Raw genomic sequence first — 15,262 nt, forward strand, 5'->3', positions numbered from 1 at the left:
CAAGTATTCTGTGTTAAGGTCTGCACCGAATACTAAATATGGTAATGGCATTGTGATTGTACGAATTAAATTCCCCCTGATTTTGTTGTTTATTATTGGGCAGTTATCGTTTGCGTCTGCGGTTAATGCAGACAGCAATACAGCGGATAAAGGCTGGTTCACCACCTTCACGGATAACGTGGCGCAAACATGGAATGAACCTGAGCATTACGATCTCTATATTCCGGCCATTACGTGGCATGCACGTTTTGCCTACGATAAAGAAAAAACTGAACGTTATAACGAGCGTCCGTGGGGGGCCGGCTTCGGTCAGTCTCGCTGGGATGAAAAAGGTAACTGGCATGGCCTGTACCTGATGGCGTTTAAGGACTCCTACAATAAATGGGAGCCTATTGGTGGCTACGGCTGGGAAAAAACCTGGCGTCCGTTATCAGACGACAACTTCCGTCTGGGGCTGGGCTATACGGCAGGGTTCACGGCGCGTGATAACTGGAAATACATTCCTGTTCCGGTACTGCTGCCGCTTGCCTCCATCGGCTATGGTCCGGCAACGTTTCAGATGACCTACATACCGGGTACCTATAACAACGGTAACGTTTACTTTGCCTGGATGCGGTTTCAGTTTTAACTGAATTTTTCTGCTAAATCGGCCAAAAAACGCACAGACATTGAAATGTAAAGGATAAAAATCGAACAGCGAAAATTAACGCGACTTTTGTCACTTTTTATCAAAGATCCGCTGGACAAAACGCCTCACAATTGTTGTACTGATACCCGACACAGCATTTGTGTCGTTTTTTAATGTAAAGGTAATTTTGATGTCTAAGATTAAAGGTAACGTTAAGTGGTTTAATGAGTCCAAAGGATTCGGTTTCATTACTCCTGAAGATGGCAGCAAAGACGTGTTCGTACACTTCTCTGCAATCCAGTCTAATGGTTTCAAAACTCTGGCTGAAGGTCAGCGCGTAGAGTTCGAAATCACTAACGGTGCCAAAGGCCCTTCTGCTGCTAACGTAATCGCTCTGTAATTCAGACGCGTCAGCAAGAATTTCAAAACCCGCTCAATGAGCGGGTTTTTTTCGTTCTGAATCAACCAATAAGATAGATCTTCAGGAAGCTGGCGACGATCGCGACGCTTAGCAATACCATACCTGCGCCTAAGAGATTTTCTTTCATGCTATCACCCTCGTTCAATATTGAGCCAAGAGTGACAGAGAAAAATTAAGCCAACATTAAGGTTGCCGTGCTTAATGTCCGCTGGCGGAGGAAAATAACCAGAATGCGATCGCAGTCATCGCAAACGAGCCAAGCATGTTAACGGCAATGTTCGTCAGCGCCCAGCCCATCCGGCCTTCCTGAAACAGAAACACCACCTCCGCAGAGAAGGTAGAAAACGTTGTTAAGCCGCCGCAGAAACCAGTTGTAATCAGAACCTTCCACATAGGGTCGATGTTGGTCATGCGATTAAACCAGGCCAGCCCCATCCCAATAATAAACGCCCCGATCAGATTTGCCGCCAGTGTCCCCATCGGAATGGCCTGATGCAGGGGGTTAAACCGCATGCTTAAGAGCCACCGCGCAACGCTACCCGTGCCTCCACCAATAAAAACGGCTATAAGTAGTTGTAACACTGTCAATACCTGCTATTTGCTGTGTAAGTGCATCGAGTGTAACGCTGTTTTTAACCGGGAGACAATTATGTATGTTGCAGTAGGGCAGTTCGCGGTGACGCCGGACTGGAATGAAAACGCGGAAAAATGCGTCTCCCTGATGCATCAGGCGAAGCAAAAGGGGGCGTCGTTGCTGGTACTTCCCGAGGCGTTACTGGCCCGTGATGATGGCGATCCAGACCTGTCGGTAAAGTCTGCGCAAACGCTGGAAGGGGCGTTTCTGAAACGACTGCTGGCCGAAAGCGTTGGCAACACGCTCACCACCATCTTGACGGTCCATATTCCGTCCTCGCCGGGGCGCGCGGTAAACACGCTGGTGGCGATACGTGAGGGTGCCATCGTCGCGAGCTACGCCAAACTTCATCTGTATGATGCGTTCAGCGTTCAGGAGTCGCGCCTGGTCGATCCGGGGAGTGTAATTCCGCCGCTGATTGAGGTCGAGGGTTTTAAGATTGGCCTGATGACCTGCTACGATATCCGTTTTCCCGAGCTGGCGCTGAACCTGGCATTGCAGGGGGCCGAGGTGCTGGTTCTGCCTGCCGCGTGGGTCAAAGGACCGCTTAAGGAGCATCACTGGGCGACGCTGCTGGCAGCACGTGCGCTGGATACCACCTGTTACGTGGTAGCCGCGGGTGAATGTGGTAACAAAAATATCGGGCAGAGCAGGGTTGTCGATCCGCTGGGGGTGACGGTTGCGGCAGCAGCGGAGACGCCTGCGTTATTGCTGACGGAGATAATTTCCGCCCGAATAGCGCTTGCGCGTCAGCAATTACCTGTTCTGCGCAACCGCAGGTTTGCGCCACCGCAATTAATGTGATGTTTTTTTCAACAATGCTTGATTCACCTTGTTACAGATTGCTATTGTGTGCACGCGCCAAATGACCGTTAATACGTTCAGGTTTTTTGGCGGAATGCAGCCTGTTTCATGTAAAGAAGGTATTTATGGGTGAGATTAGTATTACCAAACTGCTGGTGGTTGCCGCACTGGTCGTCCTGCTGTTCGGTACCAAGAAGTTACGCACGCTGGGTGGAGACCTGGGTGCTGCCATTAAGGGCTTTAAGAAAGCAATGAACGATGACGACGCGGCAGCAAAGAAAAGCGCCGAAGATGACATCACTGCACAGAAGCTTTCACACAAAGAGTAATGGCAATGCTGCAAGGCTTGCATAAAAAAACCGGCTCACGAGGCCGGTTTTTTGTTTTACTGTAAATAAATTTTACAGCTTTATTTCACTTCTTCGCCCTTCGCCTGCATATCGGCGTGATAAGAGGAGCGAACAAACGGACCGCACGCGGCATGGGTAAAGCCCATCGCCATCGCTTCGGCTTTCATTTCATCGAACTCATCCGGGCTCACGTAACGCTGTACAGGCAGGTGGTGACGGCTTGGCTGGAGGTACTGGCCCAGCGTCAGCATGGTGACGCCGTGGCGGCGCAGATCGCGCATCACTTCAATGATCTCAGCGTTGGTTTCACCCAGGCCGACCATCAGGCCGGACTTGGTTGGAATATGCGGATGGGCTTCTTTAAAGCGCTCCAGCAGCTTCAGCGACCAGTTGTAGTCTGCACCGGGACGTACCTGACGGTAGATACGCGGTACGTTCTCCAGGTTGTGGTTGAATACGTCTGGTGGCGTCGCGGTCAGGATATCGAGCGCGCGATCCATACGGCCACGGAAGTCCGGCACCAGCGTCTCAATCTTAATGTTCGGGCTTTTTTCGCGGATGGCGGTAATACAGTCAGCAAAATGCTGAGCACCGCCATCGCGCAGATCGTCACGGTCAACGGAGGTGATAACAACATAACGCAGCGCCATATCGGCAATCGTCTGCGCCAGTTTTTGCGGTTCGTTTGCGTCAGGCGCAACAGGACGGCCATGGGCAACGTCACAGAACGGACAGCGGCGGGTGCAGATGGCACCCAGAATCATAAATGTCGCGGTACCGTGATTGAAACATTCAGCAAGGTTAGGGCAGGAGGCCTCTTCACAGACAGAGTGAAGGCCATTTTTGCGCATCGCCGCTTTGATCCCCTGGATACGCGAAGAGTCGGCCGGAAGTTTGATTTTCATCCATTCCGGTTTTCTTAACAGCGCCTCGCGCTCTGTAGCCACGTTTTTAACCGGGATAAGGGCCATTTTATCGGCATCGCGGTATTTAACACCGCGTTCCATCACAATGGGTTTACTCATAGCGTGCGTGTTCCAGTTGCGAATATCGAAGGAAAGCGTTTCAATTCAAGGGAATGTTGTAATTATCAACTATTTTTGAACGAACGACAGGCAGTATATCATTTAAAGGGGCGATAAAGCAGCCTGCCAGGTCGCCAATTTGTAAAATAGTTGTTGTTTTGTGCCTTTTGCCCCGCTTGCGGCAGGGGCTTGTGCTGAAAGGCGGGATCAGAACGCCTGGCGGATCACGTTAATGACGTTTTCCAGCACCGGATCGCGCAGGCTTAGCTTGTTGTAATGCAGTGAGATTTCAACAGATTCCGTCGTAAGTTGACTCAATGGAATGCTCTCCAGCGGCCAGCACTTTTGAAGCAGAGTGAAGAGACGCACAGGCATAATACAGAGCAAATCGCTGCTGCCAATCAGGGCCGCGAGGGTAAACATATTGTAACTGCTGAAGCTGATCAGACGGTCCGGGAACAGTTCGTCAATACGCTGGCGCAGCGGATCCGGACCCTGTCCCTCGGACATAAAGGTTGCATGTTCGTAATGACGCAAATTTTCAGGCGTCAAAGCTGCGCCCAATGCAGGATGATTCTGACGACACACGAGCGCCAGAGAGTCGGTATAGAGAACGTTATGCCCTAATGCCCTGGCCGCGAAGCTGTTGCTGTCGATGATCAAGTCCGTCTGGAATTGTGCCAGCTGAGTTTCCGGATCGTTAACGGGCACGTTGCGGATCAGCAGCTGTGGCGCATGCTGTTTAACAGCCTGGTAAATAGCGGGCATGACCAGAACGCCCACAGAGGGAGAGGTGCCTATGGTGATGGTTCGTTGCTTATCGTAACTGCCGGTGAGATCCAGCGCGCCCAGAATCGATTCAAGACCCTGGCTGATGTACTCATGCAGATGGGTGGCGTACGCGGTGGGGGTTACGCCCTGGCCTTTACGAATAAATAAGGGATCGGGAAATATCGCGCGCAATTTTTGAATTGACTGGCTAATAGCAGAGGGCGTGAGATTAAGAATTTTCGCAGCATTAACGATACCTTTGTGGACATATACCGCCTCAAAAATAGTCAATAAATTGAGATCAATATTACGTAAAGTCCGGAAAATTTGCGGCTTATCTTCGCCGCTGGTTTCATTCAGGCGTTTGGCTGGTAAATTAGTAGGCTCCACGCTCTTACTCCGTATCCATTCACAATATGAATGATAGTTGAATTTATTTATTATGCTTGCAGAGATTCGTAAAGTGTTTCGTAAGCTTCCCTTGTTTATCGAAAACAAGCAGTTGGGTGATTATCACGCACGTTACACGATACCCGGTGATGGTACTATTAAGGTTCTAATTAATATGGGACGCTAATATATGGGCGACTCGAAAATATAGAATATGCGGTTTATTGTAAAGCGTAAATGCGGCAATTAAGCAGTGGCTGGTCAAATAACCGAACCACTGCCGGAAGTGTGTTAAGCAGCAATATATTCGTAGTCAGGATTGTTAAGCAGCGCTAAAAACTTCTTCAGAAGCACGGGGCGGATATTCTCAGGGGTGGCGGTATCGACCCACTGGCGCATTTGCGTCATTTCCATACCGGCATACCCGCATGGGTTGATGCGCTGGAAAGGAGTCAGATCCATATTGATATTCAGCGCCAGCCCGTGGAACGAGCAACCTTTACGGATACGCAGCCCCAGCGAACAGATCTTCATCTCTCCCACGTAGACGCCCGGGGCATCGGCGCGAGGGTGAGCATCGATACCGTACTCAGCGAGCGTGTTCACCACGGTTTGTTCCAGTAAGGTCACGAGCTCACGCACGCCCAGCTTTCTGCGTTTCAGGTTAAGCAGGACATACATTACCTGCTGGCCCGGGCCGTGGTAGGTTACCTGTCCACCGCGATCGCTCTGGATCACCGGGATATCACCCGTCATCAACAAATGTTCGGCTTTTCCTGCCTGGCCTTGAGTAAACACCGGCAAGTGTTCAACCAGCCAGATTTCATCAGGGGTGGTGTCATCGCGCATATCGGTAAAGTCATGCATAGCCTGAGAGACTGGCTCGTAAGGCTGTAGCCCAAGATGGCGGACAAGAATTTTATCCTGGTACAAAAGGACGTCTCCGAAGACAAGGGAGAATAGGTAACGGGGAGTATATCACAGCGGGGAAGTGGGTTACCCGGCAAACCGGGTAACCGCTGAGGGACTACAGCACCATACGAACAATTTCGATATTGCCGAGCTCTTCGTACAGCGTCTCAACCTGCTCAATGTGTGTCGCAGTGATGGTGATTGAGACCGAGTGGTAGTTACCTTTGCTGCTCGGTTTGACTGATGGAGAGTAGTCACCCGGCGCATGGCGCTGTACCACTTCAACCACCTGATCAACCAGCTCAGGTTTCGCCAGACCCATTACTTTGTAAGTAAAAGGGGTAGGGAATTCAAGCAGTTCGTTAAGTTTGGTTTTCATGTCAGCTCCGGCGTGTGTATAAAAAATAATAACTCCCGCCACGGGGCGGGAGTTTTACTGATACGTAGTATATGGGGATCAAAATCACACTTTCAAGTGTTCGATTTTTAACCAAACCAGTGATGGAACATCAGCTTAATGTAATCAATGATTTTGCCGAAGAAATTGCCTTCAGGAATTTCCTCCAGCACCACCAGCGGGCGCTGATCGATGGTTTTGCCATCCAGCTGGAAGTTAATCGTACCCACGACCTGATTCTTTTGCAGCGGGGCGTGCAGCTCGGTGGTATTCAGCACGTAGCTGGCTTTCAGATCTTTCATACGACCGCGTGGGATCGTCAGATAGAGATCTTTGTCCACGCCCAGGGAAGCGCGATCGTTATCGCCAAACCAGACAGGTTCAGAGGCAAATTCTTTACCGGCTTTCAGCGGGTTCACGGTTTCGAAGAAGCGGAAGCCCCAGGTCAGCAGCTTTTTGCTTTCCGTTTCGCGGCCTTTAAACGTACGTCCCCCCATCACGGCAGAGATCAGACGCATCTGGCCTTCAGTGGCGGAGGCCACCAGGTTATAGCCGGCTTTATCGGTGTGGCCAGTTTTGATGCCGTCGACGTTCAGGCTGTTGTCCCACAGCAGGCCGTTACGGTTGGTCTGACGAATGCCGTTGAAGGTGAACTCTTTCTCTTTGTAGATAGAGTACTCGTTTGGCACATCGCGGATCAGCGCCTGACCGATCAGCGCCATGTCACGCGCGGAGCTGTACTGACCCTCGGCGTCCAGGCCGTGAACGGTCTGGAAGTGGCTGTTTTTCAGGCCCAGGGCGGAGACGTAGCTGTTCATCAGGCCCACAAACGCGTCCTGGCTGCCCGCTGCAAAATCGGCCATGGCCACGCAGGCGTCGTTACCGGACTGCAAGTTGATGCCACGGATAAGCTGAGAGACCGGAACCTGCATGCCTGGCTTCAGGAACATCAGCGATGAACCTTTGAACACCGGGTTGCCGGTTGCCCACGCATCGTTACCGATGGTCACCAGGTCGGTTTCTTTGAATTTGCCTGCTTTCATGGCCTGGCCGATAACATAGCTGGTCATCATTTTGGTCAGGCTGGCCGGATCGCGGCGGGCATCGGCGTTCTGTTCTGCCAGAACTTTGCCGGAGTTGTAATCAATCAGGATGTAGGATTCCGCGTCGATCTGCGGAACGCCAGGGATCATGGTCTTGATGTTCAGGTCGTCCGCGTGAGCTGCGGAGAACGCAGCAGCGCAAAGGGCCGTGGTCAGCGCCATGCGCTGCACAAAACGAGCAGAAAAAGTGGTCTTCATGGTCAGAACTACGACATCCGTGATGGAATTAAAAAAAGTGCCTTACTATAGCAAATGCTATACGGGCAGGCATCCGACTTTCATCATGAGAGTGTTAACGTGGTTTACACAAACTGACATTTCGGATACCACCGATTAATTATTTTGCAACAGCGATAAACGACTGGAGCTGCGCCTCGCTCTGCAAACGCTGTTGCAGGGATGCTGCCTGCGATTTACTGGCAAACGGACCCATCTGGATACGCCATACCGCACCGTTTTGCTCAACGCGGCCTGGCACGCCAAACTGCTTGCTTAAACGCTGCTGATATTGCTCTGCACGGGTCCGATCGCTGACGGCACCAACCTGAACCATGTAGCTGCCGCTCGCAGTCGCAGGCGCCGCAGTCTGCGTAGCAGCAGGCGCGGTTACCGGGGCGGGTTGTGTAGCGGGTGCAGCAACGACGGGCGCAGGCGCTGGGGCAGGTTCATTTGATTCAATCACGCCCGGCGCTAACGTGGTGGGTGCGCCAAGGAAACCACTGCTTTTCACCGGGGCGCCGGTCGCGTCTTCACTTTGCAGCGTATCGTTGCTGATAGCACGCACTTCACCCTGCGGCTGTGCGGGCTCTGCCGGCGTTGAAGCGCCCCCCATACCACCGCTCAGATCCGGGCGAGCGGGCAGGGCATAGGTCTGTTTCGCGACCGTGGTACAGGCCGTGCCCGGGCCAGACAGTGAACCATCCTGCGCCACGATAATCGGGTCGATACGCACTTTAGTATTGTTTGAGGTGTTCAGACGGTCGGCCGCCGCGCGGGACAGGGAGATCACGCGATCGGTGCCGTAAGGACCGCGATCGTTGATACGCACCACGATCATTCGGCCATTCGCCAGGTTAGTGATGCGTGCATAGCTCGGGACAGGCAACGTCGGGTGTGCCGCCGTGATCTGCATCGGATCGAAGGTTTCACCCGACGCGGTCAGATTGCTGCCGGGCTCAGCATCATAGATGGCAGCAAAGCCAGCCTGGCTGAAACGGGAAGGATCCTGAACGATTTTATAGCTTTTACCGTCGCGCTGATAATCCTGATTCACGCTGGCGTTCAGCGGTTCATAAATGGGATCGGCACCGCTAATCTCAACAATCGGGCCATTACAGACCGCAGGCTGCGGCGGCGCGACGGTTGCCTGTTGCTGACCATCATCACTTGTACAGGCGGCAAGTAAACTTGCTGCGATGCAGATCCCCAGCCACTGCTTACGCATTGCGATCCCCTTATTTTTATACGCTTTTGGACAACATTTTCCTGTGGGTATGGATCGACATGACGATACCAAACCCGGCCATCAACACGATCAGTGCCGAGCCCCCGTAACTCACCAGCGGCAGCGGTACGCCAACAACCGGCAGAATACCACTCACCATACCAATATTTACGAAGACATAAACGAACAAAATCAACATTAATCCGCCTGCCATCACGCGACCAAAGGTGGTTTGCGCGCGCGCGGCGATCCACAAACCTCGCATGATCAGCAGCACGTAGAGTGCAAGCAGCACCAGGATGCCAACCAGCCCTAACTCCTCAGCCAGAACGGCAAAGATAAAGTCGGTGTGGCGTTCCGGTAAAAATTCGAGCTGCGACTGCGTACCGTGCAGCCAGCCTTTACCACGCAGGCCGCCGGAGCCAATCGCAATCTTCGACTGAATAATATGATAGCCTGCGCCCAGCGGATCGGTCTCGGGATCGAGCAGCATCATAACGCGCTGACGCTGGTAATCATGCATCAGGAAGAACCAGAGGATAGGGATAAACGCGGCAACCAGCACCACGGCGATACCGATCAGACGCCAGCTCAGGCCGGACAGGAACAGGACGAACAGGCCGGAGAGGGCGATAAGAATTGAAGTACCAAGGTCCGGCTGTGCGGCCACGAGCAGCGTCGGCAGGAAAATCAGCACCAGCGCAATGGCGGTATTTTTCAACGACGGCGGGCAGACGTCGCGGTTAATAAAGCGCGCCACCATCAGCGGGACGGCGATTTTGGCGATTTCCGACGGCTGGAAGCGGACAATCCCCAGATCCAGCCAGCGTTGCGCCCCCTTCGAGATGGCGCCGAAAGCATCTACTGCCACCAACAAAATGATACAAAAAATATAGAGATAGGGTGCCCAGCCCTCGTACACGCGTGGCGGTATTTGCGCCATCACCACCATAATGACCAGACCCATGGCGATCTGGCCGATTTTACGCTCCATCATGCCGATATCCTGGCCGCTGGCGCTCCAGATAACGAGGGCGCTATAGACCAGCAGAGCCAGCAGGATCAGCAGCATGGCAGGGTCGATGTGGATCTTGTCCCACAGCGATTTTTTATTCGGATTATCCGTCATGATTATTGGTCCTCCGCCGCAGCGGCTGCCGGGTTTTCAGCTGGCAGTTCGGTGTTGTTGTCACCCAGCATGATGTGGTCGAGGATTTGACGCATGATGGTACCCACCGCCGGGCCTGCGCCGCCGTTCTCCAGAATCATCGCCACCGCAACCTGCGGGTTATCATAAGGGGCAAACGCCGTCATGAGCTTGTGGTCACGCAGACGTTCGGCAATTTTATGTGCGTTATAGGTTTCATTCGCTTTCAGACCGAAGACCTGAGCCGTACCTGATTTCGCGGCTACCTTATACGGTGCGCTAGCGAAATATTTGTGCGCCGTCCCGTTAGGGCGGTTGGCTACACCGTACATGCCGTCTTTCGCGATTTCCCAGTACCCGGAATGAATGTCACCCACCGGCGGCTCGTGCGGCTGTATCCACGGCACTTTTTTGCCGTCTTCAACGGTGCTTTGCAGCAGGTGCGGCACTTTCACAACGCCATCGTTAATGAGGATCATCATCGCCTTGTTCATTTGCAGCGGCGTTGCCGTCCAGTAGCCCTGGCCGATCCCTACCGGAATGGTGTCACCCTGATACCAGGGTTTTTTAAAGCGCTTCAGCTTCCATTCGCGGGTTGGCATGTTGCCGGAACGCTCTTCCGCCAAATCTATGCCGGTGTAATGCCCGTAGCCGAATTTGCTCATCCATTCAGACAGACGGTCAATACCCATGTCGTAGGCGACCTGATAGAAGAAGGTATCCGCCGACTCCTCCAGTGATTTGGTCACGTTCAGATGGCCGTGGCCCCATTTTTTCCAGTCGCGGTAGCGTTTCTCAGAGCCAGGCAACTGCCACCAGCCGGGGTCAAACAGACTGGTATTACGGGTGATGACGCCCGCGCTTAGCGCAGACACGGCGACATACGGTTTAACCGTTGAAGCTGGAGGATAAACCCCCTGCGTCGCGCGATTCACCAGCGGCGTGTTTGGATCGTTGAGCAGGCCGGAGTAATCCTTGCTGGAGATGCCATCCACGAACAGGTTCGGATCGTAGCTTGGCATCGAAACCATCGCCAGAATGCCGCCGGTACGCGGGTCGGTCACAATAACCGCGGCACGGCTACCCGCCAGCAGCGTCTCGATATACTGCTGTAGCTTCAGGTCGAGCGTCAGATAGACGTCATGCCCCGCCTGGGGGGGAACCTCTTTCAGCTGACGGATCACGCGGCCACGGTTGTTAACTTCAACCTCTTCATACCCGGTCTGACCGTGCAGCACGTCTTCGTAATAACGTTCGATCCCCAGCTTGCCAATATCATGGGTGGCGGCGTAGTTAGCCAGCTTGCCGTCTTTATCAAGGCGTTCGACGTCTTTATCGTTGATTTTGGAGACGTAACCAATGACGTGCGTCAGCGCGGAGCCGTAAGGATAGTAGCGGCGTTTATAGCCTTTGACTTCCACACCGGGGAAACGGTACTGGTTAACGGCAAAACGGGCGACCTGCACTTCCGTCAGGTTGGTTTTTACCGGAATGGAGGTGAAGCGGTGAGAACGTGCGCGCTCTTTTTTGAACGCAGCGATATCGTCATCAGTCAGGTCGACAACGCTTCTCAGCGCGTTCAGGGTATCCTGCACGTTATCCACTTTCTCGGGCATCATCTCTATCTGGTAGATGGTGCGATTAAGCGCCAGCGGCGTGCCGTTACGATCGTAGATAATGCCGCGGCTGGGCGCGATGGGCACCAGCTTGATACGGTTTTCGTTTGAGCGGGTCTGGTAATCGGTATAGCGGACAATTTGCAGATTATAGAGGTTGGCGATCAGCACGCCGGTAAGCAGCAAAATCCCCGTAAAGGCGACCAGCGCCCGGCGCACAAACAGCGCGGACTCAGCCGTATAGTCGCGAAAAGAATTCTGTAGTTTCATCCGCTGCTTAAATTACCCTGGTCAGTCATTACTCGCGGTGATAAGGGTGGTTGGTAGTGATGCTCCATGCGCGATACAAACTTTCTGCCACGAGAACCCGTACAAGCGGGTGGGGCAGCGTCAGCGCCGAGAGTGACCAACTTTGTTCTGCTGCCGCTTTGCAGGCGGGAGATAACCCCTCTGGTCCGCCAATCAACAGACTGACGTCCCGACCATCCTGCTTCCAGCGCTCCAGTTCGTGCGCCAGCTGCGGCGTATCCCAGGGTTTGCCCGGAATATCGAGGGTCACGATGCGGTTTTTGCCTGCGGCAGCCAGCATCAGTTCTCCCTCTTTATCGAGAATACGTTTGATATCTGCGTTCTTGCCGCGCTTTCCTGCTGGGATCTCCACCAGTTCGAACGGCATATCTTTTGGAAAACGACGCAGATACTCAGTAAAACCGGTTTGTACCCAGTCCGGCATTTTGGTGCCGACGGCGACCAGTTGCAACTTCACGCATTAACCCCAGAGTTTTTCCAGCTCATACAGGCGACGGCTCTCTTCCTGCATGACGTGGACAATCACATCGCCGAGATCGACAACCACCCAGTCAGCGGTCGCTTCACCTTCAACGCCCAGCGGAAGCAGCCCTGCCGCGCGCGATTCCTGAACAACATGGTCAGCAATCGAAACAACGTGACGAGTTGAGGTCCCGGTGCAGATGATCATGCAGTCGGTGATGCTGGATTTACCCTTAACGTCGATAGCGATGATGTCCTGACCTTTCAGGTCATCAATTTTGTCGATAACAAAATCCTGGAGTGCTTTACCCTGCAAGTTTTCCCCCTGGGTGAATGAGATTGTACAACTATGAATTCGTGGTCAGTCAGTATACCTGAACTGACGCCAGTCGCGGGACAAATGTCACCGCCCGGCTTTTGAAGGCGGGTATCATCCCACCCTCCGCCTGATATTGCATCGCCATTTTTGTAAAACAATTTCTGTAAAGCAGCGATCGGCGGGAAAGTCTGGCAGCGGAGGATATCAGTATGGCTTAGCCTGTCAAGGCAGGATAATCATTAACGGACAATTTCGCCGGCGATGCTCAGACATCTGTACTTTTCTGATACAGACCGTGTGCGTGGATATAGGCCAGCACGGGCGAGGGGAGGAGATCGTCACAGTCTAAACCCTGCTGGAGACGCTCGCGGATGAGGGTTGCGGAAATATCAAACCACGGCGTTTCAGCGAGATAAATTTTCCCGGCGGGGAGACTGTGCAGGTCTTCTATATTGTCCGTCAGATGCGCGTCAAGCCACTGCTGATGCTGTGCGTCGCGCATGGTCAGCGGGTAGCCCGGACGGCGGCAGACCAGCAGATGACTGTTTTCCAGAATGGTTTCGTACTGGTACCAGCTGGGAAAGTTGAGCAAGGAATCCTGGCCGATAATAAACGCCAGCGGTTTCATGGGCCCTTGCTCAGCGCGCCACTCCCGCAGCGTTTGCGATGTCCAGGAAGGGGTATCCCTGCGCAGTTCACGCTCATCCAGCGTGAAGAGAGGCTTATCGGCGATAGCCAGCGCGAGCATCGCTTTACGCTGCTCGCTGGTTGCTTCTGGCTGAGGACGGTGCGGCGGAACATTGTTGGGCATGATGATTACCCGCTGCAACCCAATCAAATTCGCGAGGATTTCTACCGGCTTAAGATGCCCATAGTGTACCGGGTCGAAGGTCCCGCCATACATTGCCTGTAAAGAATGCATATCACCCATCGATAAATACGTCTGCCAGCGCCTTATGGCAGAGCAGCAAAGAGAGGCTCTCCAGCTCCGCCCAGACAGACTGGCCGTAATCCTGTTTTAACGTCAGTTCGGCGCGCATCAGAAGTTGTACTGCCTGACGCAACTGCTCCTGGCTCAGGCGGTTTATCGCCTCCGTGGTCATCGCCCGACGGTTTTGCCAGACGCGATGTTTGTCGAATAAGGCGCGCAGGGGCGTGTGTGCTGACTGGCGTTTAAGGTTGTTCAGCAGCAGTAATTCGCGCTGGAGCGTACGGAGCAGGATGACCGGCTCACTCCCTTCCAGGCGCAGCTGTTGCAGGATGTGCAGGGCACGCTTACTTTTCGCCGACAGCAGCGCATCAACCCAGTGGAAGGGGGTAAAGTGCGCGGCATCATTCACCGCCTGTTCCACGCGCGGCAGCGTCAGCTTACCATCGGGCCACAGCAGGGCGAGCCTGTCCAGCGCCTGCGCCAGTGCCAGAAGGTTGCCTTCGTAGCAGTAGCACAGGAGCTGACTGGCGGCCTCATCCAGCTGCAAATTGTGCTGCTTTGCTCGCGCGGCAACCCATTTTGGCAGATGCGCCTGCTCTGGCGTCTGGCAGGTGACCAGCACCGCACTGGGGGCTAGCCGGGTAAACCAGGCCGCGTTTTCCTGCGCTTTTGTGAGTTTGTTGCCGCGTACGATAAGCAGCAGATCGTCGTGTAACAAACTTACCAGCATGGCCAGCTGTTCATTGATAGCAGCGTTAGGTCCATTCTCTGGCAGCAGGATCTGGATTGTCTGACGAGAGGCAAACAGGCTCATGGCCTGACAAAGCGAGAAGATAGCGTTCCAGTCGGTACTGTTATCGATCTGGAACGTATGATGCTCATCGAAACCCTGCGCGGCTGCCGCATGGCGAACCGCATCAAGGCTTTCCTGAAGTAACAGGGGGTCATTGCCGAGTAGCAGATAGGCCGCGCGCAGCCCTTCGTTGAGCTGCGCGCGGAGTTGTTCAGGATACAACCTGATCATCAGTTACCCAGAGACGTTGGCATATCCGGCGTGCTGGCATCCGGTGTTTCGATGACGTCAGCGCCTTTTTTCGTCGACGCGGCAATGGCAGGCAGTCTGCGGATCAGCTGTTCCGCGGCCTTATCGTACATCTCTTTGATGATAATCTGCTGTTCGGCGTCTTTTGCCAGCGCCGTCTGCGGGTTATCGAAGAACGAGCGGTAGACTTTGGTATTGATAGGGTAAATATCTTTACCTGGCATCAAGACGGCCGCATCAACGGTAAGCACCATCTGATATTCCGCCGTCCGCCCATCCTGGAAGATCGAGGCCGTATCTTGTGACAGCGTTGATTTCAGGACGCGAAGCGAAGGAACATCCTGACGCAGGGTTCCCTTCTCGATCAGCTCAACATCGTTCAAACGCAGCTGGTTACGAATGGCCCGGCTCAGCGGTCCGTTCGGATCGGATGAGTCGAAGATCATTGTTTTCATCTGAGCAGGCACTGCCGTGGTGTTGCGCAGGTGCCAGCCGCAGCCAGCGGTGACCAGCACCGCCAGAGATAAGAGTATTGTTGCCAGTTGTCGCACGTTTCC

18 protein-coding genes are annotated in these 15,262 nt (G+C 53.6%); 4 read left to right on the forward strand and 14 right to left on the reverse strand.

Annotation, left to right across the window (positions count from 1 at the left end; genetic code table 11):
* The first annotated feature begins 52 nt into the window (after nucleotides 1-52).
* Nucleotides 53-628, forward strand: coding sequence for a lipid IV(A) palmitoyltransferase PagP (pagP, locus tag ACWKXX_RS01790; protein ID WP_261666372.1), 576 nt, complete (start codon nucleotides 53-55; stop codon nucleotides 626-628).
* Nucleotides 629-818: 190 nt separating this feature from the next.
* Nucleotides 819-1,028 (forward strand): transcription antiterminator/RNA stability regulator CspE, encoded by a 210-nt coding sequence (cspE, locus tag ACWKXX_RS01795; RefSeq protein WP_002439184.1) that lies wholly within the window; start codon nucleotides 819-821, stop codon nucleotides 1,026-1,028.
* A gap of 219 nt (nucleotides 1,029-1,247) precedes the next feature.
* Here cspE and crcB read toward each other — a convergent pair whose 3' ends face one another.
* Entirely contained in the window at nucleotides 1,248-1,631 is a 384-nt protein-coding gene (gene crcB / locus ACWKXX_RS01800; protein WP_017382474.1) for a fluoride efflux transporter CrcB, read from the reverse strand.
* A 67-nt stretch (nucleotides 1,632-1,698) separates the two neighbouring features.
* Here crcB and ACWKXX_RS01805 point away from each other — a divergent pair, with 67 nt between their 5' ends.
* Together ACWKXX_RS01805 and tatE are read left to right on the forward strand one after the other, a co-directional pair.
* The gene (locus ACWKXX_RS01805) at nucleotides 1,699-2,487 is read left to right on the forward strand and encodes a deaminated glutathione amidase (protein WP_032103123.1); all 789 of its coding nucleotides are present in this window, start codon (nucleotides 1,699-1,701) and stop codon (nucleotides 2,485-2,487) included.
* A 125-nt stretch (nucleotides 2,488-2,612) separates the two neighbouring features.
* Nucleotides 2,613-2,816, forward strand: coding sequence for a twin-arginine translocase subunit TatE (gene tatE / locus ACWKXX_RS01810; protein ID WP_003858723.1), 204 nt, complete (start codon nucleotides 2,613-2,615; stop codon nucleotides 2,814-2,816).
* Nucleotides 2,817-2,896: 80 nt separating this feature from the next.
* Here tatE and lipA read toward each other — a convergent pair whose 3' ends face one another.
* From lipA to lptE, 13 genes are all read right to left on the reverse strand, one after another.
* Nucleotides 2,897-3,862, reverse strand: coding sequence for a lipoyl synthase (gene lipA / locus ACWKXX_RS01815; protein WP_006809637.1), 966 nt, complete (start codon nucleotides 3,860-3,862; stop codon nucleotides 2,897-2,899).
* 207 nt (nucleotides 3,863-4,069) lie between these two features.
* The gene (locus tag ACWKXX_RS01820) at nucleotides 4,070-5,023 is read right to left on the reverse strand and encodes a YbeF family transcriptional regulator (RefSeq protein WP_017694314.1); all 954 of its coding nucleotides are present in this window, start codon (nucleotides 5,021-5,023) and stop codon (nucleotides 4,070-4,072) included.
* A 291-nt stretch (nucleotides 5,024-5,314) separates the two neighbouring features.
* Nucleotides 5,315-5,956 carry a lipoyl(octanoyl) transferase LipB gene (gene lipB / locus ACWKXX_RS01825; RefSeq protein WP_017382471.1) on the reverse strand — a complete coding sequence of 214 codons (642 nt, stop codon included), beginning with the start codon at nucleotides 5,954-5,956 and terminating at the stop codon, nucleotides 5,315-5,317.
* A 94-nt stretch (nucleotides 5,957-6,050) separates the two neighbouring features.
* Nucleotides 6,051-6,314, reverse strand: a complete 264-nt coding sequence (gene ybeD / locus ACWKXX_RS01830; protein ID WP_003858718.1) for a DUF493 family protein YbeD — start codon at nucleotides 6,312-6,314, stop codon at nucleotides 6,051-6,053.
* Nucleotides 6,315-6,421: 107 nt separating this feature from the next.
* On the reverse strand, nucleotides 6,422-7,633 hold the full coding sequence (dacA, locus tag ACWKXX_RS01835; RefSeq protein WP_003858714.1) for a D-alanyl-D-alanine carboxypeptidase DacA: 1,212 nt from the start codon (nucleotides 7,631-7,633) through the stop codon (nucleotides 6,422-6,424).
* A 139-nt stretch (nucleotides 7,634-7,772) separates the two neighbouring features.
* The gene (gene rlpA, locus ACWKXX_RS01840) at nucleotides 7,773-8,879 is read right to left on the reverse strand and encodes an endolytic peptidoglycan transglycosylase RlpA (RefSeq protein ID WP_261666371.1); all 1,107 of its coding nucleotides are present in this window, start codon (nucleotides 8,877-8,879) and stop codon (nucleotides 7,773-7,775) included.
* Between the two features lie 16 nt (nucleotides 8,880-8,895).
* The gene (gene mrdB / locus ACWKXX_RS01845) at nucleotides 8,896-10,008 is read right to left on the reverse strand and encodes a peptidoglycan glycosyltransferase MrdB (protein WP_015571139.1); all 1,113 of its coding nucleotides are present in this window, start codon (nucleotides 10,006-10,008) and stop codon (nucleotides 8,896-8,898) included.
* Between the two features lie 2 nt (nucleotides 10,009-10,010).
* A complete protein-coding gene (gene mrdA, locus ACWKXX_RS01850; RefSeq protein WP_284329778.1) occupies nucleotides 10,011-11,912 on the reverse strand; it encodes a peptidoglycan DD-transpeptidase MrdA in 1,902 nt (633 codons plus the stop codon).
* 28 nt (nucleotides 11,913-11,940) lie between these two features.
* A complete protein-coding gene (gene rlmH, locus ACWKXX_RS01855; protein ID WP_003858701.1) occupies nucleotides 11,941-12,408 on the reverse strand; it encodes a 23S rRNA (pseudouridine(1915)-N(3))-methyltransferase RlmH in 468 nt (155 codons plus the stop codon).
* Between the two features lie 3 nt (nucleotides 12,409-12,411).
* Complete coding sequence (gene rsfS, locus ACWKXX_RS01860; protein ID WP_003858696.1) at nucleotides 12,412-12,729, reverse strand: ribosome silencing factor; 318 nt, start codon at nucleotides 12,727-12,729, stop codon at nucleotides 12,412-12,414.
* 268 nt (nucleotides 12,730-12,997) lie between these two features.
* On the reverse strand, nucleotides 12,998-13,663 hold the full coding sequence (gene nadD / locus ACWKXX_RS01865; protein ID WP_003858694.1) for a nicotinate-nucleotide adenylyltransferase: 666 nt from the start codon (nucleotides 13,661-13,663) through the stop codon (nucleotides 12,998-13,000).
* On the reverse strand, nucleotides 13,656-14,687 hold the full coding sequence (gene holA / locus ACWKXX_RS01870) for a DNA polymerase III subunit delta (protein ID WP_015571137.1): 1,032 nt from the start codon (nucleotides 14,685-14,687) through the stop codon (nucleotides 13,656-13,658). Before holA ends, nadD begins: the two co-directional genes overlap by 8 nt.
* Nucleotides 14,687-15,256, reverse strand: coding sequence for an LPS assembly lipoprotein LptE (gene lptE / locus ACWKXX_RS01875; RefSeq protein WP_006809628.1), 570 nt, complete (start codon nucleotides 15,254-15,256; stop codon nucleotides 14,687-14,689). Before lptE ends, holA begins: the two co-directional genes overlap by 1 nt.
* Nucleotides 15,257-15,262 lie beyond the last annotated feature (6 nt).

This window comes from Enterobacter sp. UPMP2061 (genome assembly GCF_053709615.1).